Source organism: Paenarthrobacter sp. MSM-2-10-13 (genome assembly GCF_011605365.1).
GTDB lineage: Bacteria > Actinomycetota > Actinomycetes > Actinomycetales > Micrococcaceae > Arthrobacter.
The window spans coordinates 22118-47306 of the sequence record NZ_JAAOXO010000015.1 but is presented as its reverse complement, the minus strand read 5'-3'; the positions used below and the strand labels follow the sequence as shown (position 1 = coordinate 47306).

Genomic DNA, 25189 nt, shown 5'->3' with positions numbered 1-25189 from the left:
AAAGTGAAGACAGTGAACGAGACAGCCCCTCAGCAGACGTCCATCGACTTGGAAAGGGTTTTGACCCTTCTAGGCACAATATCCCAGGGTGACGTCATCTCGTTGGGGGCTGTGAATATCGTAGGTGTAGGACCCAGCGCTGCTTGGTCTTCCACAGCGGAACACGAGGGACTTACCGATCGCGAACCCGGCGAGGAAGTTTGGTCCTTAAGCATCGAAAGCGATGTCGGGTGGTACGCCGTAATTACGCAAGATTGCGATATTGTCCGCGCGCCACATGTTGAACCGTGTTTGGTAGTCTGTCCCGTCAAATATGTCTCAGCGGGTGAATGGCAGGCACTAGCCTCCGGCCCCCGTTCACCGCGCTACTTCCCCTTGCCGGATGGAAAATTCCCCGGCATTGACGGCAAACTGCCCGTGGCAGACCTTCGCTTCCTTACCAGTGTCGACAAGACGGCTCTACTCCACCCCAGCGTCAAAATTCTCCATCCTCTTTCAGCTCCTCAGAGGGCTTCCTTCGGGCGCTGCATAGGCTCGCGGTACGCCAGGGTCCCTCATCCCGACAAGCTGGAAAAGGAAGTACTGCCGAAGGCGGCAACTCTCATACGAAAACTCGCCAAGAGCTTTGCTGCCGGAAACACGAACGAACCCGAAGTTCGCCTAGTGGGTGCTGCCAGGGGCTGGTACCTAGGAGGCAACGACAAACGCGTTGTCTACGTTCCCATGATCAGCGAGGCGTCAGCCAGGGTGGCCGGACTTTGGGATAACAAGGCCGGAGCCTTCGATGAACAAACCATCAAGGCCGCGACAGAACGCCTTGCCAGGAAACTGCGTGCATCCTTGCCCCCCAACGCCGGATACACCTGCTCAGTGGAACCACGTACTCTCCATTCGACTTCAGCCGCCGATTTGCTTGAGTGGTCGGAATGGATTGTCGAAGAAATCGTCGATGCCATCTGAATTCCGCCCGTCTGGGACGCTGTCCGAGACCTGAGCTGGGCGAACCGACGAAAGTATGCTGCCGGCCGCGTCAGCCGACCCCCTTCCGGCATCCTCGATAAGGGCAAGTCCACGAATTCGAACGGTGAATAGCGTTTCACACTCGACCACACCCCGGCGCCCTCTCGTTGCCGACTCGGAAGCTGCCGTTTAGATCCATCAGAAGAAACAACCTGCCGCCAACAATCCCAAGTCCCTTTCAGAGGCATACCCAGCGCCTCATCAAGGATGGATAGTGCCCGGACAAATGAGCCCCGCCGGATGCACCCACCGAATTCGTGAGCGTTTTGCTGGCCACTTCTACACACCGCAAAAACGCCCTCCGGCACGGGCCCAATCGAGACGCTTCTTCAGCAACGGCCACTCAACCGCGGCCCTACGGCCCGAGGTCACATCGGAAAAAGCATCCCACGGTAGCGCGCTGGCGACAGCAATGACTCCAGCTGCAGCTGCGCAACCTCGACGGCCCGTGCTGACTCGTGCATACCCGAGCAGCATCCTCATTCAGTCAAGTACCTCATCAACTCCCCTATCCCGGTCGAGCAAGACATTTCGTGGCGAGATGACTTACTGAGACAAGCAGTGCGGAGTCGAGTCCCAGAATTGCACGCTTCATTTCCTGCCTGACGACATTCCAACCTACGGCCTGGATCTCTCGTAAACCTTTAGATTTATGAGACAAAGGATGCGTCGCGTCAGCGCACTAGATCGCTAAGGTTTACATGCCATGTCGACCCGTAGCTGAAACTGACTACGCCCTCTTCAACTTCAAGATCGATCTGTGGTGCGTTCGCCTGCAGTGCTTGGTACAGCCTTCTACTCCCCTCCAGAAGCTCCCAGGCGATGTGCGCCAGGGTTGGGGATCGCTAGCCTCAGGCGGCTGTAGCTGCTGAAAGCCTTTTGCAGCGGGAAACAGGGCAAGAGCCATGGCGACATCGGGGTCGAGGAATTCCGTTGCCGCTTCCAAGCCGTCCAAGGCTGCTTGAAGGCCCATGATGTGAACGGCAAGAAGTTGTCGCCGTTCATCGACTATCGCCGGAACCTTCTCGTAGATCGAGTAAACACATGCCTCAATGGTTTCTCGGTTCCATGCATCGAGGGTGCGCGTCTCTGCGTCAAGAAGATGGGCGGCACCTCGGTAATAGGCGAGCATATGCGCTCCACTCTGAACCAACAGTTGAAAGGCCAGCCTGTGCCTCGGGTAGGCAATGCGCCTACGACGCTGCGCCGGAATCTCAATGAGTATCCAGTTGAAGAGGACAGCACCAATTAGCGCGTATGCGAGGTTACGAACAACCTCGCCTATGGCGTGCCCGGGGAAGAAGAACTCTGGCCACTGTTGGCAAACTTCAATGGTAAAAGCAATGACGCCGAGCGCAATTATCGTCCATACAGGACGGAGTAAGGCTCGTTGAAGCCACAAAGCCTGCTTGCTCAAGATCGGAAGATCTGAGGGGCGAGGAATCACTGGTTTCCGTATCGTTCCTTGAGGGCAGGCCAGACGAGGCGTTCGAGGATTTTCTGCTCGCTAATGTCTTCAACTTCGCTCGCATAGCTCAAAAGCTTCTTCTCAGACGCTGACATACGGAAGTTGTAACCGGTTACTTTCGGCTCCTTGCGCTTCTTGGGCACCGTAGCGAGAGCAGGGAGCGGCGACGCATCTACAGGCTGGCGAGGCTGTTCCGCCATGTTGCCAAAGGCTTCGATTTCTTGTTCGGTAGGTTGGACCGTGCGGGAGCGGGGCTTTACCATCCCATAACCTCCTGGGTGAGCAGCTGGATTTCGGCCATGGCTTTCCGATCCTTCATTTCCACCACTCCCCTACCGTCGTCCATGCACTTCTGGAATGCGCCACGGTCGTAAACCACGGTGTTGGCAATCGGCAATTCGGGGTACTCGTCCAGATAGGCGCGGCTGTCTTTTACATCCGTGGCGAAGATGTGGGTGCTGGCGCGGTTGAGAAGACCGAGAACTCTAAGTTCCGGATTGAAATCGCGGGCTTGCTCGATGGTCTCAACTAAGGATTCTGTCACGTCGAGGTCTGTTTGGTTTGGCTGCATAGGGGCAAGGAGGACGTGCGCTGCTGTCATTGCGGTACGCATTTCCTTGCTGTCTTTTCCTGCGGCGTCAACCAATACGACGTCATAGCGCTTGTCCAGGTCTTTCAGCACGCTATGCAGATTGCCAGTCTGTTGCACGCACTGAATACGTGGGTGCCCGCTCTCTTCCCTGTCCTTGGCCCAGTTTGAAACTGTTCGCACGGTGGGATCCGCTTCCAGTATCAGAACGTCCTTGCCCTGCCGCTGCAGTTCGGTGGCGATGTTCACGGTGAGGGTCGATTTACCTACGCCGCCCTTCAGGTGGGCTACAAGAATAATCATGTCACCACACTAGTGTGGTACCGAACCAGTGTCAATACCACACTAGTTACACATCAGTTACACACTAGTATCGGCGTGGTATCACTGCGATACCACTTTAAGTTGATACTGGTGTGGTATCAGTGTGGTACCGAAGCGCGGGAGCCCGGTATTAGCAAAACCGAGTCATGACGCCGAATCAAACAAACGCGTCAAAGCTACCCGCTTGTCAGGATATCCTGACGTTTTGAACGCGTAGGGGAGTGGTATCGACAGTGGAAAGCACACCCCACGAGGGTTCGTTGGTCGCCACGGTGCCGGACGGCCGGAGCTCTTTAGATCTGCGGGATGGGATCGTCCTTGTCCTCGGTGTAACTGGCGGTTACCAGCGGCATCCAGATCTTCGGGACCACGAGATAGTTCCGGATGATGACATTACGGGCTGGCGCGCTCTTTGTTCCTGCGGCTGGGAAGGTCCGTTATGGCGGCGTGTCACCGACCGGGGGACAGCGAACCTTCTCCGGCGCAGGGCCTTCGTGCCGTTTTTAGGTGTTGCCAGTCCCTCCGTCGACGTGGAGGCAGCAATACGCTCAGAGTGGATGGCTCACGCCGGCCCCGCTGATGCAGTCGGAGAACTGAAAGCAGCCGCGGAAGCCTTAAAACACGCTCAGGAACGACTCAACCGCAAAGTACTTCAAGCCAGAGCGGCCGGCGTCTCCTGGGCAAAGATAGGAGCCTCGGCCGGAATCACGAGACAGGCTGCACATGAGCGCTGGGGACGCCAGTAGTCCCCGACGATCCCCAGGACAGTCTGACTTGGTATTTGGCGGTCGCGCGTTTTAGGCTGCGAGCCATAAGGCCGGCTCGTCGTCCGGGGGAAGCCAATATTCGTCGCGCTCGGCGTCGTACAGATCTGTTTCGTTCATTTGCTGATCCCGAAAGCGGTCTAGGTAGGCGTGCCAGGCGGCGCGTTCCCGTCGGTTGCGGCTGATGTGGGCCTGGTAGTCGTCCAGCACACCCAGTCGTGCAGCCAAGTTGGTCAGGTTCACCGTTGTGACTTTCCAGTGGCGGCCGTGGCGTTTGATCATGGCCAGGGCCTCCATTTCCGTCAGTGCTGTCGCGACCGCGTTGCGGCTGATGCCCGTAGTTCGCACGAGGTCTGCTGTGGTGGGGGAGTGCCGGCCGCGTTCGATTGCTTCGTAGATGAGCGCTGCGACATCACCGAGGGCCCGGAACACGGGCCTCACAGCGTGAGCTTGTCCTTTACGCCAGGTGAGTTCCCGGGCAAGTTGTTGGTAGTGCTCGGGTAGTTGGATGACATAGACGTCGGCAACCTTGTGTCGTGCGTCAGCGACTTTAGTCAGGATGCCGTCCGAGGCTTTTGCCAGGATGGGCAGGAGTCGGGCAATGGTGACGTGGTGTTTTCCCATGGCCACAGCGAGGGTGCGGCAACCGACGTCGAGAACGTCCGTTTGCATAGTCCGCATGTAACCGAGCAATCCGCGCATCAAAAGTCTTAGTCCGAGGCTTTCCCGGCCGCGTGTTTGAAGTCTGTGGTCAAGGACCGCAAAAACGATGTTTTCCAAATCGTTCACAAGCTGGTGGATTGCTGCGGGACTGGGTTTGAGTGCCCCCCCTGTGAGTTCTGTGAGGCTTGTGTTGTTAATAAGTGCAGTCTTTTTCCCTGCTTCTCCGAGGGTGCCTTGAGGCGCTGCGCGGTTGGCCGTAAAGGCGTGGGCTTTGGCCCACTCGGTGGGCAGGAGGCGTTCCTGCTTGCTGGCTGTGCCGTACAGGCCAGCCAAGCCGGCGAACCGGCCGGCTAGTTCGTTCTGGACCTGTTCAAGGGTCCAGCGGCAGGCTGCGAAGTGGTTCAGGACGGCCATGCGGGCCTCTGAGGGGCTCTTGTAGCGGGCCGTGTCATAGAGCCCTGTACGGGCCACCCTGCGTAGCGGGGAGTCGCTCCCTGCAGCTGTGGAACGGGGCCATGCAGCTGCAGAGCGCTGAGCGGCTATCATCTTGGTTTCACGAGCTTTTCGCGCACGGTTGCGGGCCAGCTCTGGTGCCAGTGCGGCTTTGAGGGAACGGATGGCGGCCATGGAGTTCCTGCGGCGCAGGACGTCGTAAGCCTGGGTCAGGGGAGTGATGAGGGTTTGGTGGCCGCCGGACTTGTGCACGGATCCTGGGACACGGATGCAGCCATCCGTGGGGTTCTGGTGCGGGCTCGGGTCAAGGCTCGTGGCCATCAGCGAGAAGGCTTCTACAAGTTCGCGAGCTTCGGCCGCGTCCATGCGTTCCCGTAGCGGGATGTAAAGGTGCCGGCCTCCGCTGGGGGAGAAGTCCTCGACGAAACTCACGCCGGCTTTCCTGAGCCCATTTGCCAGCTGCTCTGCATCGGTGTCTACGACGTGTTTCAGTGCCTTCGAGGTGTCCAGGTCCAAACAGAGAGTGGAGACTCGGCCATCGGGGCCGTGAAGCGTCACCGCCGCTGGGCGGTCAGGCAGTGTCAGTGTGATCTTGGGAGCCTGCACCGGACGAGGGTACTGAAACTTCTGACCGATCCAGCGGCCCGGCCTGTAAGAAGGCTCACCCGCGATCAGGGGAGCAAGGCTCCAAGCCTGTTCAGGTGTGGTCGGCGCGCCGACACTCGCGAATGCATGCGTTGACGCGGTAACCGGTTCCGGTACCATAGACAGCAGTTGCCTTTCGTTCTCGAAGGTACGACAAAGGGAGCTACCTCGTAGAGGGAGCTTGAAAAGTTCAGATCGTGGTCCCGCCAAGAACGAGATCTGAACGCATTACTTGTTGAAGGCCCGCCTAGTGCGGGCCTTCGTATTTTAAGACGCTTGCGGCAAAGGCAGCACTCCTTGGTTTCCTAGCATCCATGGAGGAAGACCACCGTCGGGTATGTCCTTCCGGACGTGGTCAATGATCGCTTCGAGAATGACTGCGCTGGAGACTCCTGCCCTATCGGCCAGGTTGTCGATCAGTTCCTTGCGCTCTTCTTCGATCGCCCACCCAAGACGTACAGGGTTGAGCCGTGTGCCTCGGGGTAGTCTGCGAGCTGCCATGAAACCCACTTAACTATGTATGTGTCTTTCGTTTGCGTAGCGACACGCCAAAAGCATCATGCTGTGCCCTTAAGTGCGACATGGCAACGTTAGCTTCCTCGCAGAAACTTTAGGTAGGTCTGGATTGCCTCTTCCCGCGCATCCACATTCAGCTTGTAGACGCGCCACCGGTCGGACTGCCCTTTTCCTTCTGCCTGTTCTGAGGTGACGCCGCCCTGCGTCTCGATTTCCTTGAGGTATCTCCAGACGGTCCGGTAGTCGACGTCGAGGTCGCGTCCGATCGCGCCCGAAGTGGCTCCCTCGGGGTGTAGAGCGAGGTATCTGAGGATCGATGTCCGGAGCGCGTTAACTCCGAGCATGTTCAAGGACTCCTCCATGAGGCCAGGAATCGCGAGTGGGACATATTTTGGCACCTCCCTATTGTCTACCAACTGTGCACTTATGATGATATGCCATATAATGCGATATGACATGGTCCATCGCGGATCACGTGAGACCCGTCACTAATACATGACTTGACATGCAAATGCTGGTCGGGTCCGGGACAATCGGCACGGCTGATCCACTCGATGGACATTTTGTCGGTGCCTCTTGGTACGGGTGGAGGTAGCTGTGTTTGTAAGGTGCAGGGCTCGTTTGAGCCTTGTTTGGGGATCTAGGAAGGTGGGACCTTTCCAATGACTGAAGTGAATTTCCCGGGTGCTCGACGCTCGGACATGTACGTAGAAACAGAAGAACGGCCGGAACCGGCTGCGGTGGCCACAGAAGCGTTGGAGGAACCGGCTGACCCGTTTGTTGAGCCTGACGAGGTTGAGGCAGCTCCGGCCCAAACGCCTAAGAAGGATGCCGCTCCTGTTGGTAAGGCAAAGACGGTAGAACCGGCCGCGAAGCCGGTCACGGATGATGAGGATGCTGAGCCGGTCGCTCCTGCCAAGGACGGATTCAACGGTTTCCTGAATCAGCTCTTCGGGGGTCTGTTCAAGCTTGCTCCTTCAGCCAAGGAACTGACTGAGCGGGAAATGACAGCCTCCCAGGGCCGCTTTGAGGATCTGATCCGCCAGTCCACGTGGACTCGCGCGGTCGGCGTGCTCGTGGCCAACAAGAAGGGCACAGCTGGTAAGACGCCGGCTTCGATCCTTCTTGGCGGGGTGCTGGCAGCGATCCGCGGCGGGTCCGTAGCGATCCTTGAAACTTCGGATGACAAGGGCCAGTTGGCATACCGCGCTGAGGGTGATCCTCAGCTTGGCATGGGAGAACTCGTTGCCAACATCTCGAACGTCCGCACCCAGTCGCAGCTGCGCGGCTACACCGTGACGCAGACAAGCTTCGCTTCGGTGATCGGGTCCACGCCCAAATGGCGGCCGCCGCTGACTCGGGAAAACGTGCTCGATGTCGCCTCCATCGTGGATGAGCACTTCACCATCCGAGTCATGGACACCGGCAACCAGTACAGCTCAGGCCCGTTTGGTGCTGCCGTGGAGGTCGCTGACGTGCTGGTGATCCCAACCATGCTGGCCCAGGACGCCGTCTCCGAGGCTCTGGAGCTGTTGGAGTTCCTGGAACACCAGGGCGCGGACGCTGCCCGACTTGCCCGGACAGCAATCGTGGTGATGATGTCCGACGGCCGCCCGGAGTTCAAGGCGTCCAAGCTGAAGAAGCAGTTCATGGACAAGGGCATCGCCGAGGACCACATCTACTCGGTCCCGTATGACTCCCACATCGCTGAGCGCGGAGCGCTCACGCTGGACAAGCTTGCCCCGGCCACCCGTCAGGCTTTGACCGCCATCGCAGCTGGCGTTGTCGCCCAAACCAACCAGAACGTCTTTGAAAAGGATCAGAACCGATGAGCGTCATTCTTTCGACCTTGGCAGAACTGTCAACGAGTGTTGACCCGTCCACCATCGTCCAGGCCGGCCCTGTACCGATGATCGACAACCCGTTCCCCGGCATCCCTGACTTCACGTCTCTGGGCGGCCGATTCACCGAGTGGTGGCAGCGTCTCTTCGCCGTGCTCTGGGGTCTTGCCATCGTCGTGGCCGGCGCCTACCTGGTTATCGGTTTGCTCGCCATGGCCAAGGCTGATGCGAACAACCCCCATGCGCACGCGGAGGGCAAGAAGAAGGCCGGAGGTGCCGGTATCGGTTTGGCCTGCTTGGCAGGGTTGGGCGTCATCATCGGTGCAATCCTCGCGGTGGCGGGCTAATGGTTCGCCGCAGCTCGACTGCCACTGCCCGGCGCGGATTCCCGCGCTGGGCATGGTTCGTTGTCGGGGCCGTTCTGGTCGTTGCCCTGGTCGGTGGCGTTGCCGCGTGGTACCAGGGCAACCCTCAAGCTGGTGGTCCTGCGCCCACTCCGTCCGCAACTAGCGACGTCGCGGCCATACCTAACGGGTGCCTTGCGGGTACGTCCAACGACGCTGCCGCTCTTTTGAAAGCTCAGAAGGAAGCACCCCATAGTGAGGCGGGTGCAGTAGGTTTTGCCGCTGCTGTCCTGCGTTGGATTGCCCAGTACCCCCGGCCCAGCGTCGGTGATGGTACTTCCGTTTCGGCAGCCATTCTTGCCAACGGTGCGACGGGTACAGTCGCCAACTTGGCTGAGAACTTGGCCGCAGCCAAGCCGTTGACAGGCGTAACCTCCGGTTCCCTGAACTTTGCTGACGGCCGGTATGTAGTCGAGGAAACCACTCCGGACATGGTGCGCGTCACCGTAGGAGGTGCTGAGGTTCGTAACGGCAAACCCACTGACCAGAAGATTGCTTCGACGGTCACGCTGGTTTGGGAAGACAGTGTTTGGAAGGTCCGCAGTGATGGAACCGAGCGGACTCTCGATGAGCTCTTTGCAAGTGGTTCCGCGTTTTCTGGGGGTTGCTGATCCATGTTCATGCTGATTCCGATGGAAGATAATCCGGGCGGTGGAGGGCTAGTAGGCGGTTTGATTGATGCTGCCGTTGGAGCCGCCAACGCGGCTAAGCCTGCCGCGGACGCTATTAGCGGCGCGGTGAATTTCGCTGCTGATCCACTGGGTGCCATTTTCACTGCCACCCGTGCGGGTGCTCAGGGCCTCGCAAAGGACCTGCTGCCGGCACTGTCCCATGCAACAGAGCCGGATCTCACCGCTGATTGGTTTATCAGGGCCTACGCGATCAGCTTTGCCTTGTCGATCATCGTGTGGGGCTTTCTACTGCTGTTCCAGTTCATCGCCGTTGCCCGGGGGACTCTGGCCGGTCAGGAATTCGCAGAAGTCTTGACAACGAAAAGTGGGCTGTTCTTCGGGGGCGCACTTTTCGGACCCCTCATCGGGGTCATGATCATCAAGGCTCTCGGTGCCCTGTCCGACAGTCTCATCTCCTGGGGGATCGTGTCCTCATCCGAACGGATGCTCGACACCATGGACTCAATGCTCAAAACCGATGCCGCTGCCATTCCCGGCGGTGTGATCGTGGGCATCCTGCTGATGGTCTGCATGATCATCGGCCTGTTCGTCGTCGTGATCATGCTGGCCGTGATGTTGGTGACCTTGTATTTCTCGGGCGTTCTCGCCCCCCTGGGCATGGTGTGGTTCACCTCTGCCCAGCACGGATCGTTCGGCCGCAAAATTCCCCTTCTGTGGTTCGGGATCCTTGCCTGCCATCCACTGCTGTTCTTCATGCTCGGCATTGCCTACAACATGATTGCAGCGTCCGCTTCCTGGATGAAGTGGAGCGACGGGCTGGGGACACTGATGAACATCATCGCGTCCTTTATCGCCCTGATGATCGCCGGTTTGGCTCCCATGATGTTGCTGAAATTCGCCCCGGTCATCCCTTCAGGTGCAGCTGGTCAGAACGGTCCTTCGCTTACTCCTCCCCAGAAGGAATACGGGCCTCAGAGCATGCAGGACGTAAAGAACATGAACCGCGGCGACTCGGCGGGAAGTGATTCCTCCGACGGCGGTTCGTCCTCCTCTAACCAAGGTTCGGCATCCCAGAATCAGGCAGCAAGCCCGGACGAAAGGTCTCTTGTCCGTAAGCTCCGCGAGCTGAACGGTGGTTCCCAGGCCGACGCGGGATCAACCCCGGGCGGCACCGCCGGCACTCCTGCAGCTGAGCCGGCCGGTTCTTCGCCAACACTTGGTGGAGGTGCTTCCACGCCCGGTGCTGGCATTCCCAAGCCGGGTGTTGGTGCAGGCGCCGGGGCTGGGGCTGGTGGCGCGGCAGCTGGAGGCGCTGAGGGCATGGCAGCGGCTGGCGCTGCTGAATCATCGACTGGTGTTGGTGCAGCGATTGGCGTTCCTACGCTGCTTGCTGCCGGTGCCATGGCGGCCGCTGAGAAGGCCAAGGAAGCCGGTGAGGCCGCAACGCGTCTTGGTGCAGCTGGTGGAGAGTACGCGGCCGGTGGAATGGAAGACGAAACCGAACGGTACGGGGGATAGACGATGGCTACACGATTCATTGGTGGGGAATCGGGGCACCGGAGTTTCTTTGGTGGCATCAAGTCCAAGACGCAGCTGGTTGGTTTGGCGCTGTGCGTGGTGGGCGGCTTCTTCGGAATGATGTTCACCGGGTGGCCGGGCTTGGTAGCTGGAGTGCTGGCCGCTGTGGTCGTGTACTTGGCCACGGCATCGACGCACCGCGGCTCCTACTGGGAGCGGCGCAAGCGCCGGGTTCGTTGGAAGGAACGGCAGAAGGCTGGCACTGACCGGTTTATCCCGTACAGCGCAGCTGCTTGGGAAGAGGCCAGTGCTTTGGCGGACATGGCGACGAGCAAGGACGAAAAGGCCAGGGTCATGGCCGCTGTCCGGTCTCGTCCGGACGGGGCCGATGGCATGGGATGGCTTGTTGCCCTTACTGGCAAGCCCGGCGTTGCCTGGCACGCGCCGATTGGTGAAGAGCCGTATTTGTCGGTGGCGTTTGAAGTGTCCGGGCAGTTGCGCGGGGCTGAGTCCCAGCGCAAGCAGGATCAGGCCCAGGCGGGCTTTGGTTCGATGCTGGCGGGGTTTGCTCCGGCGTCGAAGCTTGTCAGCGGTGTTCAGGGCCTTACTCGTGTCCTTCCTCCGGATCTTGCGCTGAATGAAGTGTGGGTTCAGGATCACCTGTCCGCAGACGCTCACCCTAAAGCAGTTGGTTCTTACCAGGAGGTCCTTGAAAGGACTGGCCGGGGCACGTTCGTGCAGCGGCACTTGGTCGTCGGCCGTTGGCCGTTGACTCCGGATTTCTATGCCACGGCCGCCCGGTATGGCGAGGGGCGGGAAGGTTGGCGTCGGTTGATGGACGCTGAAATCTCTTCCCTTGCCCGGGCGCTGCGGGCGGCGAAGCTGGGAACGGTACGGCCGTTGACCGCCCGTGCGGTGGTGGCCATGATGTTGCATCAGCAAAATCCGTCGCGGCCGCCGTTGATGGTTTCAGGCGTCAAGGCCGATCAGATGGGCCTCCCGTCCCAGGACCAGTGGAACTCCACCTGGGTCCAAGGAACGAACCCGATTACCGGTGAAGAGGTCGTGTGGGGTCACCGGACGGCCATGATCACCGCAGAGAACATGGAGACCGGGGAACGGACCCCGTACTGGCTGCTGTCGTTGTTGCACAACGCCGGTTCGGGGGCACGGACGTTGAGCTTCCAGCTGGAAACAGTTCCGGCTGAGCAGGCACGTCAGCTGGCCTCAAAAGATGTCGTGAGGGACATGGCCGCGGTGATCGCGAAGCAGAAGAAGGGCCAACTGGTGGATCCGGCAACCGACGTGAACTTGAAGTCGGCAAGGGCCCGGGGTGCGGACTTGATGCCGGGAACCGGTCAGCACGGCGTGAACTGGGTTGGTTTCATCACCATTTCCGCCCAGACGCAGGCCGGCCTGACTGAGGCCGCCCGTCGCTTGGAGGAAACGGCTGGACAGTCGGCCGGGATCCAGAAACTTGAGTGGCTGGACACGTACCAGTCCGCGGCAGCCGGAACCACGTGGCCCATTTACAGGGGTACGCGTCCGGCGGTACCAACGCTTGGAGCCAAGATGATGAACCAGCTTGCAGGACGTGGCGAGAAGGAAGAGAAGGTGGCCTGATGGGCGCGGTTGAAGAACTTAGCAGGGAAGCCATTACCGAACCTCGCGAGCTGGGGTTTCCGCTGATTCCCGAGGCGGAACAGAAAGTCGTCATCGATGATCCTGGAGCCAAAGGTTCCTGGATCCAGAGGGTGCCGATTGTGGGCGGCATCGTCAGGATGTTTTCCGCCCCTGTCATCGAAGAAGTTCGGCTTCTGGAATCGGGGGAGTGGCCTCCGTACACGGAGCAGGGCACCCGGTTGAGGGTGAACGAACGTAAGGCCAAGAGCGGGTTCTATGCTCCTGCCTTCCAGGGCGCTCCGACGACGACGCGACAAGCGGAGATCCTGAACACGGCTCTGATTGCAGCGCCTACGGGTGTTGAAGGCGTTGCGGCTGGCCGGGACGTGCTCTCGCAGACGGCCATCAGCAAGGACCCGTTCACCGATTACAACGCCGTTCCGCGCCGGGTCACCTCGACGAACGTCCTGGTCGTCGGGGATGTGGGAGCTGGTAAGTCCGCGTACACCAAGACGGTGTACGTGATCCGCCCGTTGATCCTGCGGAACCGCCGCGCAGTGGTTTTCGATAAGAAGAATGAGAAGGGCGAGGGTGAATACTCACCCATCGTGCGGGAGTTCAAGGGTGACCACATCAGGTTCCGCATGGACGGCACGGGCGTCATTTTCAACATCATGGACCCTGCCATTTCGGGAGTGAACGATGACGGGTTGAACAACCAGCTCGTTTACCTGAACACCATTCCTGCCCTGATCCGCGAAGGTAACGGCCCGGACGAATGGGAGCGGAAGGCACTGCGTCTGGCCTACCGGACCATGATGCGAAACTTCGAGGCAAGCAGGACCCCCACCACGGCGGATCTGCACGATCTTCTCGGCGTCATCAACCCGGCAGATGCCACCCTGGCCGGCATGAGCACAGCAACGCTGGAACGGCTCCATGAAGCAGGAATCTCGATGCGGTTCTGCTTCAACGAACTGCTCGAAACCTACGGGTCGATCTTTGATGGCGAAACCTCCGAGGACGTGCGCCTGAACAAGACCCTGACCTCGTTCGACATTTCCCAGCTGCCTGACACCGGCCCGGCCATTCCCATGGTGATGGGTTTGGCTAACCTGTGGCTGTTGGGCACGGTCCGCCGCCCTGAATACCGGGGCATCCGAACGAACGTGATCAACGAAGAGGCCGGACACATCCTGGGCGGTCCGCTGGCCGTACAGCAGCGCTCGAACATCAAGCTCTCCCGTGGCCTTGGCCTGTCGAACATTTACAACATCCACAAGGGCGCTACCGACGTGCCTCCGGGATCCCCGGGCATGGCCGTGATTGAAGAGGCTCAGACAGTGCACATCTTCCGGCAGGACAAGCCCGAGGCTGCCCAGTGGTGCGTCAGGACATTCGGTCTGAACCCGGACTCCGCGAACGACATCATGGTCCTGCGCAACGGCCACCACCTGCTCAAGTCCGGCGCGGACGCACCCGAAGTGGAGATTGAGCACGTCCGTTCCGCTTGGGAAGTGGAAATGACCGACACCGACTCGGCACTACGCGAAACCGACTCCGCTTACGCGGACGTGGCCTAAAGGGGAAGACCATGACCGAGAACATCACCGTGGAAAAGCACAGCCCGTCCGGCTCGACAGTCAAGAAGACCGAGCGTGAAATGATTGTCCTGGCCATCCTCTCCGCCGGCCTGTGGCACGTTGCCCTGGTCTGGACGACGGGTCTTGCCTTCTCCAATTGGATGGAGACCTGGAAGGCACTCATCGGCTCGCTCATCGGGCTGATCGCACCCGAGAGGGCCACGTCTCCGGTTGCCGTGAACGGCAACCCGCCCGATCAGTGGGGCTGGCCCGTCACCGTTTGGATCATCCTTGTAGTGCTGCTCATCGCGGCCTACATCGGGGCTCTGTTTGGACTCAAAGCCCTCCGTGCCCGCCTCAAGAAGGCCAAGACAGGTGAAAAGGGCTTGAGCACCGCCAAGGGGCTCAAGAGCCGCATCGAGGGCGCTGAGAAGTCCTCCCTGGCTCCTGCGGTGTATGTTCTCGACGGTATGGAGATCGCCATCCGTACCGAAGACACCGCCTGCACTGTGGCCCCGCCGAAGTGGGGAAAGACCACGTACATGGTTGCCGGTATGGTCGCTGACGCTGCCGGTGCTGTGATCACTACCAGCACCCGTCCTGACGTGCTGCGCCTGACGGTGGGTGTGCGGAAGGACCTGGGCACGGTTTACGTCGCTGACTTCGACGGCCTGAGCCAGTACCCGCACAAGCTCCGCTGGCACATGGTGGGTGGCTGCGAGGATCCGCAAGTAGCCTCTGAACGTGCTTCGGCCATGGTGAATGCCATGCCCAGGACCGGTGCGCCGTCCTCAGCTGACCGGTACTTTGATTCCGGTTGCGTGATGATTCTGGAAGCGCTTCTGCACGCTGCCGCGCTGAAAGAAGGCGGTTCCATGCGTGACGTGATTCGTTGGTCGCAGAACTTCGCCGAGCACGAGCCGGCCAACATCCTCCGCACCAAGTCACCGTCAGTGAAGACTTGGGCAGGGAACCTTGATGAGTGGTGCCGTCAGAACAACCCGGACACCATCGGTAACACCAAGACCACTTTGGGCAAGATCACCGGCCCGATGAAGAACGAGAACGTTCTTTCCATGCTGTGCGCCACAGATGATGATCCCGGCATCGACCTGAACACCTTCACCGACGCACCAAACAGCCTGTACTGCCTTACCCGCGTCTCGATGAACGCCTCCACCGCCCCGATCGTTACGGCGCTGGTTGAGTCCCTCGTTCAGGCAGCGATCCGCAAGTCCGGTGCCATGGCGTCTGGAAAACTGAACGTTCCGCTGTCCGTGATCCTGGATGAGGCAGCGAACACCTGTGCGCTGCCGTCGCTGCCGTCGTTGATGTCCGAAGGTGGCGGCAACGGTATCCACACTTCCGTGTTCGTCCAGACCTATTCGCAGCTGGTGAACCGTTGGGGCGAGGAAGGCGCGGAAACGATCTTCGATTCGGCGGCCGCCAAGACCATCTTCGGTGGTATCTCCGATGTGAAGTTCCTGACCAAGATTTCCGATCTGATCGGGAAGCACTGGGTGGAACACACCTCCACGTCCTCATCGACCGGCAAGGATGGGGTGCCATCGGTCAGCACCTCCAAGACCAAGCAGCTCGATACTAAGATGCGCGTCGATGAGATCCGCAAGCTTTCCCAGGGCAAGGTCTTGCTGATGTACCGCGAGATTGAAGCCGTGGTCAACGTTGTTCCTTGGTGGGAACGGCCCGACAGCGCGAAGTTCAAGGCATCCCGTGTGTGGTGCCTGGAGCAGGAAGGCATCACCGCTGAGAGCGCAGCAAAGGCCGCAGCGGCCGAGACGGCCGCCGAAGCGAATCTGGCGGCTGCCTCATGAGCGGAGAACCGTTCCCCGAGGACGAAGGTATGCCGGACGAAGAGTGGATACCGCCCCAGGACGCGGCCCCGGCTCCGGCTCCGGCGGGGGTGGACACCAACACTGGCGAATTGACAGAGGATGCACCCGGTTTGGAGGTCCTTCCCGACCTCCTGGACCGGATGGACAGCGTTGAAGAGCTGGCCGCGAACCTGTTTGAAGAACTGACAAGCTACCCAGCTGGCGGTCCGTGGTTCTGGGAAGAGCTGAACTCTGAACAACGCAAGGAACTGTGGGCCGAGCTGGACGGCTTTGTGGTTTGGCTGCAGAACCGGATTCTGCGTCACTGGTCAAACTCGGCGGGCTGGGTCCCTGCGTGCTGGTACCGCCACCCTGACGCGGTGGAAATGTTGACCGCGTTGATGGTGGCCCACAAAGCTGCCTACCGGGCCAAGTCAAAGAAACCGAGTTTTGAACTCACCGAATGGTTCAGCCGCGCACTGTGGCCAACGATGGAAACCTTCGAGAAGCGCTTGACCTTCAAGAACTGCATGGAAAACCAGGGACATTACGATGCCACCGGTGCCGGGCTTGAACTCACTGCTGCAAGCGATGATTTCACGGCGTTCGTGGAGGAGGAGACAGCTGTCTCCGAGAGCGAGCAGACGGAACCGGCTGATGCGTAAAGTCCTCTTCGTTCTCGCACTTCCGATCCTGCTTGTCATAGGCCTGGTCGGTGTTGCCCTGATTTCCGTCGGCGGCAACGCCTCCCCGGCGCAGGCCGCCGCCTGCGTCAACGTCAACGGTAAAACCTTCAACGAGAAGGAAGTGCCCAACGGTTGGGGACCGCTCGTTTCCAAGGCCGCCGGCGTTGCCGGTGTGCCTGCGTCCGTCCTCGCCGCGCAGCTGGAAGCCGAAAGCAACTGGAACCCTAACGTGACCTCTCAGGTAGGGGCTTCGGGCTTGGCTCAGTTCATGCCGGCGACGTGGGCCAGCTACGGCGAAGGCGGGGACGTCCGGAACCCGGAGCATGCAATCGCCGCGCAGGGCCGGTACATGGCAGCGCTGGTCAAGCAGCTGCTTCCGTTGGCCAAGAGCAGCAACGCGGACATCATCAAGCTTGCCTTGGCCGGTTACAACGCCGGCCCCGGCGCGGTCGAGACCCACAAGGGAATCCCGCCGTTCGCGGAGACCCGCGCTTACGTGGACAAGATCATGGACACCGCCCAAACGAAGTACGGCGAGTCCTGCCCCGCTAGCGGCGTTGAAATCGGTGCGCTGACCGGCAAGTGGTCCCACCCGCTGCCGGGATCGACGTTTACCTCCGGGTATGGTGCCCGCCCGACGCCTCCTGGGACGCTGAACATCGGCGGGAACTTCCACTACGGCATCGACTTCTCCACTCCGGGAGCTGGCGGAACTGTGCTGGCCGTGATGGACATGAAAATTGTCGTCGCCCACGAGATGCAGTCCAGCAGCGGAACCTGGGTCGCCGGGGTCAGCCTTGATGGGAAGCTGACGGCAACCTACTCGCACATGGAAGCCGGATCTTTGCGGGTGAAGGAAGGCGACACGGTATCCGCTGGCACACCTCTGGGCACTGAGGGTGCCACCGGCAACGTGTCCGGACGCCACCTGCATTTCGAAATGTACTCCGGCGCACCCGTGGATCCCCGTCTTGGTGCGGTGGATCCCAAGCTGGGCGAAGTGAAACCTATTGATCCGACACCCATCCTGAAAGGCAAGGGCGTTCTATGAGGCTCCCCAAGACACTGGCCGTCATCGTTCTGGCAATGGCACTGCCGCTGGCCGGGTGTGGTCAGGGCAGCAACCAAGAGCCAGCGCCGTCACCGACTGCAACGGCAACACCGAAACCCGCCGCCATGGACGTCACGGTGAAGCAGCTGCTCGACGTCGACCGGGCGCACCCGGACAAAGTAGCTGCCGCATTCGCAGAGCTCATCACGCGCTGGGATGTTGCGAAAGACAGGACCGAAACGGCCGCCGCGGTACGTGCACACCCGTTGATGATCCCGGATCTGGCCAAGCGGACCGTGGAGCCTCAGCGGAACGCCTCACAGGCGTTGTGGCTGGAGCTGGCACCACTGGGAGCGTTCTCCGAACCTACGATCGGCCCCGGCGTACCGGTGGACGCCGAGGAAGGCACAGACACCGAAGACGTGGCTTACCGGAACTTCACCGCCACCTGGACATGGCAGGACGCCGACGGGAAGCACCTCAAAGCGGACGAACGGAAACGGAACATCTTCCTGGTCCTTACGCGCAGCAACGGTGCGTGGTCGGTGGCCGACTACGTCACTGAAGACCTCACCGCCTAACCCATAGTCCCGGAGGGCCGGCACCATCCCACCTTCTGCCGGCTCTTCGTCCCTCTCCTGTCACAGGGAGGGGTAGAGACCATCGTCCCGGTTATCGCTGATAGCCGGGACGATGGTCTCTTCTTAAGAGGCATTCGACAGAGGCAGGCAGCCCCGTCCTGCGAAGCTCAGCTGGATACAATCAGCCCTATGGTTGTAGAGAAGCGCGAACAGGTTTTCATCAGCTCCACATTCAAGGACTTAGTCGAGGAACGCCGCGCTGTGCTTCAAACACTTCTTGAGGCTGACTGCATTCCTGCCGGAATGGAGTTATTCCCAGCCTCCGATGATGAGAAATTTGACCTCATCAAGCGGGTTATCGACCTCTGCGACTACTACGTGGTCATCGTCGGCGGACGTTACGGAAGCGTTGATGCCCAAGAGCAGCTTTCGTATACCGAGATGGAATTCGATTACGCCGTGAAAACAAAGAAACCAGTACTCGGGTTTCTTCACGGCGACCCTGGAAAGATTCCAGGTGAGAAACTCGACCTGAATGCCGGCCATAGGAAGAAGCTGGACGCGTTCAGGGCCAAAATCGAACAGAAAATGGTGAAGTATTGGCACCAGCCACGCGATCTTCCCGGCCAAGTTGCCCTGGCGATCATGCAGATCCGCAAGACACATCCGGCCGAAGGGTGGATTCGGGCTGGTCAGGCAATGACCCCGGAAGTTAAGGCCGAACTTGCAGAACTGCGAGCAAGAGTCCGTGAGCTCACTTCCGAACTGGAAGCTGACAAGAAGCACCAAGGCAACGTTATTGATCCTTCCGAACTAGTCCAAGGGGAAGAACAAGCAGAAATAACTTGCCACTTGGACCTCCACTGGCAGGACACCATCGACAGCGGCAAGGCCTACACGTCCAACATGACAACGGCTGCTTGGACAGTTTTCCCCACGTGGAACGAAGTATTTACGCACTTAGGACCCGAGCTGATGGACGAGGCAACGGAGGACCTGATGAAAGAGAGCCTGTCTACGCTTTGCCTTAAGCTCGCGCGTGAAGAGCTCCTCAAAACTGAGGACAAAGATTCTGAGGGCGCAGAAGAACCCGAAGAAAGTGACGATGATGACCGCGCCGTAGGACGTATTTACGAAGCAGAAATAACCCTCGATAGCTTCAACGACGTCAAGGTGCATCTGAATGCGCTGCGCCTCATTGAAAAGGGCAGCAAGCGCCGGCTAGGGAGTGACACCAGCACATATTGGAAACTCACCGACCGTGGCCACGACCAGCTACTCATGCTTCGTGCCAAGCGCCGCTCAACGCTGACGGAAATCGAAACATCGGCGGGGACCGAAGAACTGGAACAGGTCCCTGTTTGAGGTCTCTTGCCCTCGTTGGGCGCGTTTCGGCACTAACGGCATGAATCTATCTTCTTCTCGCCATTCATGTTCCCGTCACAGGGAGGGATAGAGTCCATCGTCCCGGTTACCGCTGATAGCCGGGGCGGTGGTCTCTTTGCTGTTTCGGGGCCGCTGGATCGATGCCGCGGCTCTCTGCCTCGGCCGCACGTTGCTGGCGCAGCTGCTCCAACGCTGCTTTGACCTTCTGAGAGCCTTCGGGTTTCATAATGGTCTGCGCCGCCTGGTCGATGGCCTCTTCCGTGCGCGGTTTCGCTGGCGCGCCGGGTTGGCGTGACTGTCTTAGGTAGGCGTTCGCGGCCGCGACAAGACGCCGGGGTTCGTTGGTGGCCACGGCCAACGTCACCTCCTGCTCAACGTTCTTCCCAGCGGCTCCGGCGATGCGCCGTATCCGTGCCAGAGCTTCGCTTTCGGAGCCGTCAAACACTACACTGGTGGTAGAAGCAACAGCGGGCCCTCTGCCCCGGCTAAGGCCGGATTCATGGGAGACAGTCTGCTGGACCCCCGGACTTGGCTGCGGCAGATGGGGGTTGCTTCGTTTAACGGACACATCGGCTCCGTCCACGTGCAGCACCGTGGAGATACCCTGCAAGGGTTCGAACCATTGCTTGTCTCCGACGGCCAGGTTCCGTCTGAAAGCCCACACACTCAGGTCAGCGGCCCACAGCAATGGTTCCCTGCCTGGGGATGTGTGGTGGACATTGACGTTACGATCGATACTTCCCGCGGACCGCAGCTGCTTGATCACGTGCGCGTCATCAGCGTCCCCGCGAGGGTGGACCCTCGCGTTTCGTGACTCAACCACCAAGAGCCTTACGGCGTTCGGGCCTGAACCGCGGGTGAGTTCCTTGGTCAAAGCACCCAGGCATTCATGTCGCGCGGTTTTCATGGTCGGATCGTCTTTGCGGATCTGCGTCTGCACCGTGACGATGTTGTACTCCGCGGCGTCGGCAATGTAGTCGATCATCTCTTTAATGACGCGCTTGCCTGCCTCGCTGCGGTAGGCCTCTGTGGTGTGCCAGTAGGTGCTTCCAGGGATGTCCATCAGGACGTCCCGGACAAGGGCTCCCTGGTCGCGGCCGACGATGACGGCCGACATTGAATAGAAGGGCCGTTCATCGGAGTGCAGCGGTTCCCGGTAGGACTCATCGATGTACGCCACAGGCCCCGTCGTGGTCCGATACAACTCTGCCAAGGCTTTGTCCGTGAGGCCAAAGCCATGCATTCCCCCCATGCCCCTGCCTTCTTCGTCGGAAGCCTACAGCCTACCGGGCGGCCCGGCCCCAGCCTTGGCGGTCCCTCGCCGGAAACCTCTAACCAACTCAAATGTGTCGCGCTGAACAGCGGAAGCAGCTCTCAAATGTGCCACAGGCTGTGGCACATTTACGGCACTTGGGGATGCCGGTGGAACGACGAGCACACGGTGGGGGAGAGTCCGGTGCCGAACCACCGAGAGAACCAGCCGCAGGTGGTCTACACGAGCAGGGGGCTTTAGCGTTCGAGTCGCCTCAGGCCGATAAGCACCCATATGTCGCGTTTTCCTCTGCGTATCTCATCAGATGAATCAATCCTGGGATATTTGGCTTGGCGCCAGGGGCAGGTCATTTTCCCTGTTTTTTAGCGCCAAGTCAGGGCCATCGGTGTCGATGGCGGCCTTTCCACGTGCTTGCTTGGATGTAGGGCCGGCACTCGTGGCCAGCTCTTAAAGAGCCTCTGACCTGCATGTTTGTATTAATGATGCATTTGATGAATCATTGATTCAAAATTTGAAAGCGATGTTGGAGGCAAAATGAGTGTTGATGGATCGGGCCGTGTTTATCTCGTGGGCTCTTTGCCTTTGCTTCATCCCGAGCAGCAGACGTTCGAGGAGATGCTGAGCGGCTGGCGCAATCAGCAACTGTCACGGAATCTTCAGTTCGGCACGATTGATCAGCGCATTCGGTATGTTCAGCGCTTCATGGAGCACCTCAACGAGTTCCCTTGGCATTGGACTCCGGCCCATGTTGAGGAGTACTTCGGAGACCTGCGCTCGATTCGGAAATTGAGCCACTCAACGCTGCGTGGCCACCAGTCTGCCCTCAGGCAATTCAACTCTTACGTCGCCAACCCCGACTACGGTTGGGACGTTGTTTGCGAGCAAAGGTTTGGGAGCCATCCTGCCCAGGTCTTCTATGAGTGGAACACTGCAACACATGCTCAGGAGTTCGAAGGCCGGCCCAGCAAACGCCCCTTCACCAAGGAAGAGCTGCAAAGACTTTTCGACTACGCGGACGACCAAGTCGAGGCCATTCAAGCCTCCGGTAAGAAGGGCTGGAAAGCTGCCTACCGCGACTCCGTAATGCTCAAGATCGCTTACTCCTATGGGCTGAGGTTCAATGAGCTGCGGCATCTGCAAACCGTGGATTTCGCCATCAACCCGCATATGCGACGATTCGGGAAGGTAGGTATCTGCAAGGTCCGGTTCGGTAAGTCCCGGAAAGGATCGCCGCCGAAGTCCCGCAGTGTGCTGACGGTCTTCGAATGGACGCCGGGCATCCTTGAGGATTGGCTTGCCAACGGCCGCGGAACGCTCCACACTCTGGACCTTTTTCCCAGCGAACGTGGCGGCTTGATTGTCGAATCAACCCTGCTAAGGCGGCTCCGTCGTTATCTGGAAGAATTGGACATGCCTTCGGACGGACTGGACCTGCATTCCCTGCGACGTTCGTACGCCACCCATCTGGCGGAGGATGGATGGCATTCTAGGTTCGTGCAGGATCAAATGGGGCACGAGTATGCGTCCACCACAGGTATCTATCAGTTCGTCAGCGATGACTTTCGAGTTCGGACATTGCAGTCGGCCCTGAACCGCACCGTTGAAGAGGCTCTGGAGACTGGTCGATGAAACGCCAGGTTGAGTACACGTGGCGGCTCGCCGAGTTGATGGCGGCCCGAGGCCTGCATAACACGACAGATCTGATCCCTTTGCTGGCAGAACGCGGAATTGATCTGTCCCGGCCGCAGGTTTACCGCATGGTCAATCAACGACCCGAACGGGTCTCGTTACAGGTTATCGCCGCGATCTGCGACATTTTCTCCTGCGGACCCGAGGACCTGATCACCGTGACCGCAGCAGATGTCCGTGCCCGCAAGACCGGCGCCGTCAATTCGCCGAAGGTTGTGGACCTCAACCGAACCGTTCGCCCTCGCCGGGCGCGCATCATCAACAATGACAAGTGACAATCCAGACGGACTCACCCCGCGCAACATCGTCCGCGGGCGACCACGCACAGAGGGGTCCGTCACCTGTGCCCGATGCGGGCGGGCGTCCGTCGAACGCGGGCGAATTGGCCCGAGGGCCGAATCTGCGGACCCTGTTTCACAACAGCGACACGAACTAGTGGCATCTGCCCCGAGTGTGGTCATCAAAGACTGCTGCCCGGGCCGCCCGCCCCGAGTAGAGGGGCGCCGCGATGCGCCCCGTGCGCTGGAATCCTTCAGGATTTCCGGTGTTGCCGTTGCGGTCACGAGGGCGAGTTCTACCGCAAAGGCATCTGCGCGCGTTGCGCCCTCCGGGAGGATCTCAATGCCCTGGTGATCAGCAGTCAAAATGGTTCTGCAGCCGGACCCCGACTCGTTGGAATTCTTTGCTTGGCGGCCCGTCCGGAAAGCATCATGACGTGGAAACGCTCAGCCAAGGTCATGGCATTGTTGGAGTCTGTCTTCAGTGGTCAGACCCCTCTGACACACGAAGGTCTCGACAGCCATCAGGGCACAGCGGGCCGGGAGGCCAACCACTTACGGGCCATACTCATGCACCACGGTCTTCTGCCGCACCGAGACCTCTACCTGGTTCGTTTCGAGCTCTGGATCCAGAACCAGATCCTCCTACTACCATCAGAAGTCGCGAGACCGGTTGAACAATTCGCCAAATGGCACCATCTCCGACGCATCCGCCCCTTGGAATCGCCGGAACGCAACCTCCAACGTCAAGTGCACTCAGCCAAACAAGAGGTCACCGAGACGATCAAATTCCTCAAATGGCTCTGGCAGACCCACGAACGCACCGCGGCCAGCTGCACACAACAGGACGTAGACACCTGGCAAGCGTCAGGACCCACAACGAGGAAAGCCATCCGGACATTCTTCACATTCGCCAAGAAAACCGGCGCAAACACACAGATCCGCGTTGGCCGCTACGACACCAGCCACCGGCCCTTCATAACACCCCAACAACGCCTCAACTGGTTACGCGAATTACTTGAAGACAACCGTGATTCCCTGCCCTACAGAATCGCCGGAATACTGTTACTTCTCTATGCCCAGCCCCTCACGAGAGTGGCTGCGCTCCGGATAAGCGCCGTCACCGTCAACGACATCACAGGCGCGGTCCGGATAACGTTAGGTAAGCACCCGCTGCCGGTCCCACAGCCATTCGCTGAACTCCTCAAACAACACATACGAAAGCGTCCCAACCTAGGAACAGGCACAGGCGCTCAAAGCCCCTGGCTCTTCCCTGGAGGCCGGGCAGGCCAACACCTAAGCCCCAACACACTCGCCGAGCGTCTTCTCGACCTCGGTCTGGATCTGCGTGGAGCTCGAAACACCGCCTTGGACCAACACGTCATCGCGACACCAGCGCCCTTGATCGCCGACGCACTCGGTTACAGCTACGAAGTCGCCCATCGGCATGCCGAAGCTGCTGGTGACACGTGGTCCCGCTACATCGCCAATCGCGCTTGACCTAGGGCCCGATCGGCCACGCCCACAGGATCGACATATCCACCCCATGATTCCCTGAGCGCGTTGAATGCATGGCACCTGAATCCCGCATGCCACTCAGCCCTTTCCATGGCGTCCAGCGTGGGAATACGCCCACATAAGATACGCAGGGGTGCCAGTAGCCTATTGGCCTAACTGAAGGTGGAGCAGCAGAGTCAGGAAGGTACGGCATGCCGCAGGTATTGATACACCGTTTCCCGGCTGATCCCGTAGTCCTTCGCGAGGATTGATTTAGGTGTTCCGCTAGCCGCCCTTCTTGCCAATTCGTTGGCTTGGTCTTGGGTAAGTGCCTTTCTGCGGCCACGGTAGGCTCCGCGTTGTTTGGCGAGGGCAATGCCTTCCCTTTGGCGTTCCCTGATGAGTGAGCGTTCGAACTCAGCGAAGGCCCCCATGACGGAGAGCATGAGGTTGGCCATGGGGGAGTCCTCACCGGTGAAGAGCAAGTGCTCCTTGACGAACTCTACCTGCACGCCCTTGCCCGTGAGAGCTTTGACGACGAAGCGGAGGTCATCCAGATTCCGTGCCAGCCGGTCCATACTATGCACAACGACGGTGTCTCCCTCGCGGGCGAATCGCAGCAACTCGGCCAGTTCTGGGCGGTTGGTGTCCCTGCCCGAAGCCTTATCGGTGAAGGTTCTGTCGAGGGCTTGCCCATCAAGCTGGCGTTGCTCGTTTTGATCCAAGCTGCTGACTCTCACGTACCCGATCCGCTGACCAGCCATGGTACACACTCCCAAATCAGTGTCAGGTTTGAATCTAGGTGCCGCGCAACATGCTGTCAAGAAGGTTAGGAATGATCCTATTCTGACACTCTGGGCCGTCAGCCTG

General features: G+C 59.6%; 23 protein-coding genes. 15 read left to right on the top strand and 8 right to left on the bottom strand.

The features are described 5' to 3' along the window. The first annotated feature begins 12 nt into the window (after positions 1 to 12). The gene (locus tag HAV21_RS22070) at positions 13 to 960 is read left to right on the top strand and encodes a hypothetical protein (protein ID WP_139128017.1); all 948 of its coding nucleotides are present in this window, start codon (positions 13 to 15) and stop codon (positions 958 to 960) included. A gap of 790 nt (positions 961 to 1750) precedes the next feature. Here HAV21_RS22070 and HAV21_RS20565 read toward each other — a convergent pair. The 6 genes from HAV21_RS20565 to HAV21_RS20540 form a co-directional block, all read right to left on the bottom strand. Continuing rightward, positions 1751 to 2437, bottom strand: coding sequence for a hypothetical protein (locus HAV21_RS20565; RefSeq protein ID WP_166842963.1), 687 nt, complete (start codon positions 2435 to 2437; stop codon positions 1751 to 1753). A gap of 26 nt (positions 2438 to 2463) precedes the next feature. Beyond that, the gene (locus tag HAV21_RS20560) at positions 2464 to 2688 is read right to left on the bottom strand and encodes a hypothetical protein (protein WP_243753406.1); all 225 of its coding nucleotides are present in this window, start codon (positions 2686 to 2688) and stop codon (positions 2464 to 2466) included. Positions 2689 to 2744: 56 nt separating this feature from the next. Continuing rightward, the gene (locus tag HAV21_RS20555) at positions 2745 to 3380 is read right to left on the bottom strand and encodes an AAA family ATPase (RefSeq protein WP_166842961.1); all 636 of its coding nucleotides are present in this window, start codon (positions 3378 to 3380) and stop codon (positions 2745 to 2747) included. 818 nt (positions 3381 to 4198) lie between these two features. Further along, positions 4199 to 5887: a hypothetical protein gene (locus tag HAV21_RS20550; RefSeq protein ID WP_285751961.1), complete on the bottom strand. Its 1689-nt coding sequence runs from the start codon at positions 5885 to 5887 to the stop codon at positions 4199 to 4201. A gap of 306 nt (positions 5888 to 6193) precedes the next feature. Then, on the bottom strand, positions 6194 to 6427 hold the full coding sequence (locus tag HAV21_RS20545; RefSeq protein ID WP_166842959.1) for a hypothetical protein: 234 nt from the start codon (positions 6425 to 6427) through the stop codon (positions 6194 to 6196). Between the two features lie 89 nt (positions 6428 to 6516). Next, positions 6517 to 6786, bottom strand: coding sequence for an ArsR family transcriptional regulator (locus HAV21_RS20540; protein WP_243753413.1), 270 nt, complete (start codon positions 6784 to 6786; stop codon positions 6517 to 6519). Between the two features lie 318 nt (positions 6787 to 7104). Here HAV21_RS20540 and HAV21_RS20535 point away from each other — a divergent pair, with 318 nt between their 5' ends. The 11 genes from HAV21_RS20535 (at position 7105) to HAV21_RS20485 (ending at position 19561) form a co-directional block, all read left to right on the top strand. Further along, entirely contained in the window at positions 7105 to 8274 is a 1170-nt protein-coding gene (locus tag HAV21_RS20535; protein WP_166842957.1) for a hypothetical protein, read from the top strand. Continuing rightward, a complete protein-coding gene (locus HAV21_RS20530) occupies positions 8271 to 8630 on the top strand; it encodes a hypothetical protein (protein WP_243753405.1) in 360 nt (119 codons plus the stop codon). The genes HAV21_RS20535 and HAV21_RS20530 overlap by 4 nt, the downstream gene beginning before the upstream one ends. Next, the gene (locus tag HAV21_RS20525) at positions 8630 to 9298 is read left to right on the top strand and encodes a hypothetical protein (RefSeq protein ID WP_166842956.1); all 669 of its coding nucleotides are present in this window, start codon (positions 8630 to 8632) and stop codon (positions 9296 to 9298) included. The genes HAV21_RS20530 and HAV21_RS20525 overlap by 1 nt, the downstream gene beginning before the upstream one ends. Before the next feature lie 21 nt (positions 9299 to 9319). Then, positions 9320 to 10837, top strand: a complete 1518-nt coding sequence (locus HAV21_RS20520; protein ID WP_166842955.1) for a hypothetical protein — start codon at positions 9320 to 9322, stop codon at positions 10835 to 10837. Between the two features lie 3 nt (positions 10838 to 10840). Continuing rightward, complete coding sequence (locus HAV21_RS20515; RefSeq protein ID WP_166842954.1) at positions 10841 to 12460, top strand: hypothetical protein; 1620 nt, start codon at positions 10841 to 10843, stop codon at positions 12458 to 12460. Beyond that, positions 12460 to 14043: an ATP/GTP-binding protein gene (locus HAV21_RS20510; RefSeq protein ID WP_166842953.1), complete on the top strand. Its 1584-nt coding sequence runs from the start codon at positions 12460 to 12462 to the stop codon at positions 14041 to 14043. Before HAV21_RS20515 ends, HAV21_RS20510 begins: the two co-directional genes overlap by 1 nt. Positions 14044 to 14054: 11 nt before the next feature. Next, positions 14055 to 15878 (top strand): TraM recognition domain-containing protein, encoded by a 1824-nt coding sequence (locus HAV21_RS20505; protein WP_166842952.1) that lies wholly within the window; start codon positions 14055 to 14057, stop codon positions 15876 to 15878. Beyond that, positions 15875 to 16543: a hypothetical protein gene (locus tag HAV21_RS20500; RefSeq protein WP_166842951.1), complete on the top strand. Its 669-nt coding sequence runs from the start codon at positions 15875 to 15877 to the stop codon at positions 16541 to 16543. The genes HAV21_RS20505 and HAV21_RS20500 overlap by 4 nt, the downstream gene beginning before the upstream one ends. Next, positions 16536 to 17615 carry a peptidoglycan DD-metalloendopeptidase family protein gene (locus HAV21_RS20495; protein ID WP_166842950.1) on the top strand — a complete coding sequence of 360 codons (1080 nt, stop codon included), beginning with the start codon at positions 16536 to 16538 and terminating at the stop codon, positions 17613 to 17615. Before HAV21_RS20500 ends, HAV21_RS20495 begins: the two co-directional genes overlap by 8 nt. Continuing rightward, positions 17612 to 18196 (top strand): hypothetical protein, encoded by a 585-nt coding sequence (locus HAV21_RS20490; RefSeq protein WP_166842949.1) that lies wholly within the window; start codon positions 17612 to 17614, stop codon positions 18194 to 18196. The genes HAV21_RS20495 and HAV21_RS20490 overlap by 4 nt, the downstream gene beginning before the upstream one ends. Before the next feature lie 189 nt (positions 18197 to 18385). Continuing rightward, entirely contained in the window at positions 18386 to 19561 is a 1176-nt protein-coding gene (locus tag HAV21_RS20485; RefSeq protein ID WP_166842948.1) for a DUF4062 domain-containing protein, read from the top strand. Between the two features lie 106 nt (positions 19562 to 19667). Here the strand turns inward: HAV21_RS20485 and HAV21_RS20480 are convergent, their stop codons facing one another. Beyond that, positions 19668 to 20834, bottom strand: a complete 1167-nt coding sequence (locus HAV21_RS20480; protein WP_166842947.1) for a hypothetical protein — start codon at positions 20832 to 20834, stop codon at positions 19668 to 19670. 555 nt (positions 20835 to 21389) lie between these two features. Between HAV21_RS20480 and HAV21_RS20475 the strand changes: the two genes are divergently transcribed. The 3 genes from HAV21_RS20475 to HAV21_RS20465 all read left to right on the top strand — a co-directional run bounded on the left by HAV21_RS20475 (position 21390) and on the right by HAV21_RS20465 (position 24322). After that, complete coding sequence (locus tag HAV21_RS20475) at positions 21390 to 22484, top strand: tyrosine-type recombinase/integrase (protein ID WP_166842946.1); 1095 nt, start codon at positions 21390 to 21392, stop codon at positions 22482 to 22484. Beyond that, positions 22481 to 22819 carry a helix-turn-helix transcriptional regulator gene (locus tag HAV21_RS20470; RefSeq protein ID WP_166842945.1) on the top strand — a complete coding sequence of 113 codons (339 nt, stop codon included), beginning with the start codon at positions 22481 to 22483 and terminating at the stop codon, positions 22817 to 22819. The genes HAV21_RS20475 and HAV21_RS20470 overlap by 4 nt, the downstream gene beginning before the upstream one ends. Before the next feature lie 435 nt (positions 22820 to 23254). Continuing rightward, on the top strand, positions 23255 to 24322 hold the full coding sequence (locus HAV21_RS20465; RefSeq protein WP_243753404.1) for a recombinase XerD: 1068 nt from the start codon (positions 23255 to 23257) through the stop codon (positions 24320 to 24322). A gap of 194 nt (positions 24323 to 24516) precedes the next feature. Here HAV21_RS20465 and HAV21_RS20460 read toward each other — a convergent pair whose 3' ends face one another. Then, positions 24517 to 25083, bottom strand: a complete 567-nt coding sequence (locus HAV21_RS20460; RefSeq protein ID WP_142940118.1) for a recombinase family protein — start codon at positions 25081 to 25083, stop codon at positions 24517 to 24519. Between the last annotated feature and the right edge of the window lie 106 nt (positions 25084 to 25189).

Bases quoted from the DNA above. Each gene is read 5' to 3' on its own strand.
- HAV21_RS20560 (WP_243753406.1), bottom strand. From the start codon at position 2,688: ATGGCGGAACAGCCTCGCCAGCCTGTAGATGCGTCGCCGCTCCCTGCT.
- HAV21_RS20535 (WP_166842957.1), top strand. From the start codon at position 7,105: ATGACTGAAGTGAATTTCCCGGGTGCTCGACGCTCGGACATGTACGTA.
- HAV21_RS20515 (WP_166842954.1), top strand. From the start codon at position 10,841: ATGGCTACACGATTCATTGGTGGGGAATCGGGGCACCGGAGTTTCTTT.
- HAV21_RS20525 (WP_166842956.1), top strand. From the start codon at position 8,630: ATGGTTCGCCGCAGCTCGACTGCCACTGCCCGGCGCGGATTCCCGCGC.
- HAV21_RS20485 (WP_166842948.1), top strand. From the start codon at position 18,386: ATGGTTGTAGAGAAGCGCGAACAGGTTTTCATCAGCTCCACATTCAAG.
- HAV21_RS20500 (WP_166842951.1), top strand. From the start codon at position 15,875: ATGAGCGGAGAACCGTTCCCCGAGGACGAAGGTATGCCGGACGAAGAG.
- HAV21_RS20490 (WP_166842949.1), top strand. From the start codon at position 17,612: ATGAGGCTCCCCAAGACACTGGCCGTCATCGTTCTGGCAATGGCACTG.
- HAV21_RS20540 (WP_243753413.1), bottom strand. From the start codon at position 6,786: ATGCTCGGAGTTAACGCGCTCCGGACATCGATCCTCAGATACCTCGCT.
- HAV21_RS20475 (WP_166842946.1), top strand. From the start codon at position 21,390: ATGAGTGTTGATGGATCGGGCCGTGTTTATCTCGTGGGCTCTTTGCCT.
- HAV21_RS20510 (WP_166842953.1), top strand. From the start codon at position 12,460: ATGGGCGCGGTTGAAGAACTTAGCAGGGAAGCCATTACCGAACCTCGC.
- HAV21_RS20460 (WP_142940118.1), bottom strand. From the start codon at position 25,083: ATGGCTGGTCAGCGGATCGGGTACGTGAGAGTCAGCAGCTTGGATCAA.
- HAV21_RS20505 (WP_166842952.1), top strand. From the start codon at position 14,055: ATGACCGAGAACATCACCGTGGAAAAGCACAGCCCGTCCGGCTCGACA.
- HAV21_RS20495 (WP_166842950.1), top strand. From the start codon at position 16,536: ATGCGTAAAGTCCTCTTCGTTCTCGCACTTCCGATCCTGCTTGTCATA.
- HAV21_RS20530 (WP_243753405.1), top strand. From the start codon at position 8,271: ATGAGCGTCATTCTTTCGACCTTGGCAGAACTGTCAACGAGTGTTGAC.
- HAV21_RS20545 (WP_166842959.1), bottom strand. From the start codon at position 6,427: ATGGCAGCTCGCAGACTACCCCGAGGCACACGGCTCAACCCTGTACGT.
- HAV21_RS20470 (WP_166842945.1), top strand. From the start codon at position 22,481: ATGAAACGCCAGGTTGAGTACACGTGGCGGCTCGCCGAGTTGATGGCG.
- HAV21_RS20520 (WP_166842955.1), top strand. From the start codon at position 9,320: ATGGAAGATAATCCGGGCGGTGGAGGGCTAGTAGGCGGTTTGATTGAT.
- HAV21_RS20480 (WP_166842947.1), bottom strand. From the start codon at position 20,834: ATGGGGGGAATGCATGGCTTTGGCCTCACGGACAAAGCCTTGGCAGAG.
- HAV21_RS20465 (WP_243753404.1), top strand. From the start codon at position 23,255: ATGACGTGGAAACGCTCAGCCAAGGTCATGGCATTGTTGGAGTCTGTC.
- HAV21_RS20555 (WP_166842961.1), bottom strand. From the start codon at position 3,380: ATGATTATTCTTGTAGCCCACCTGAAGGGCGGCGTAGGTAAATCGACC.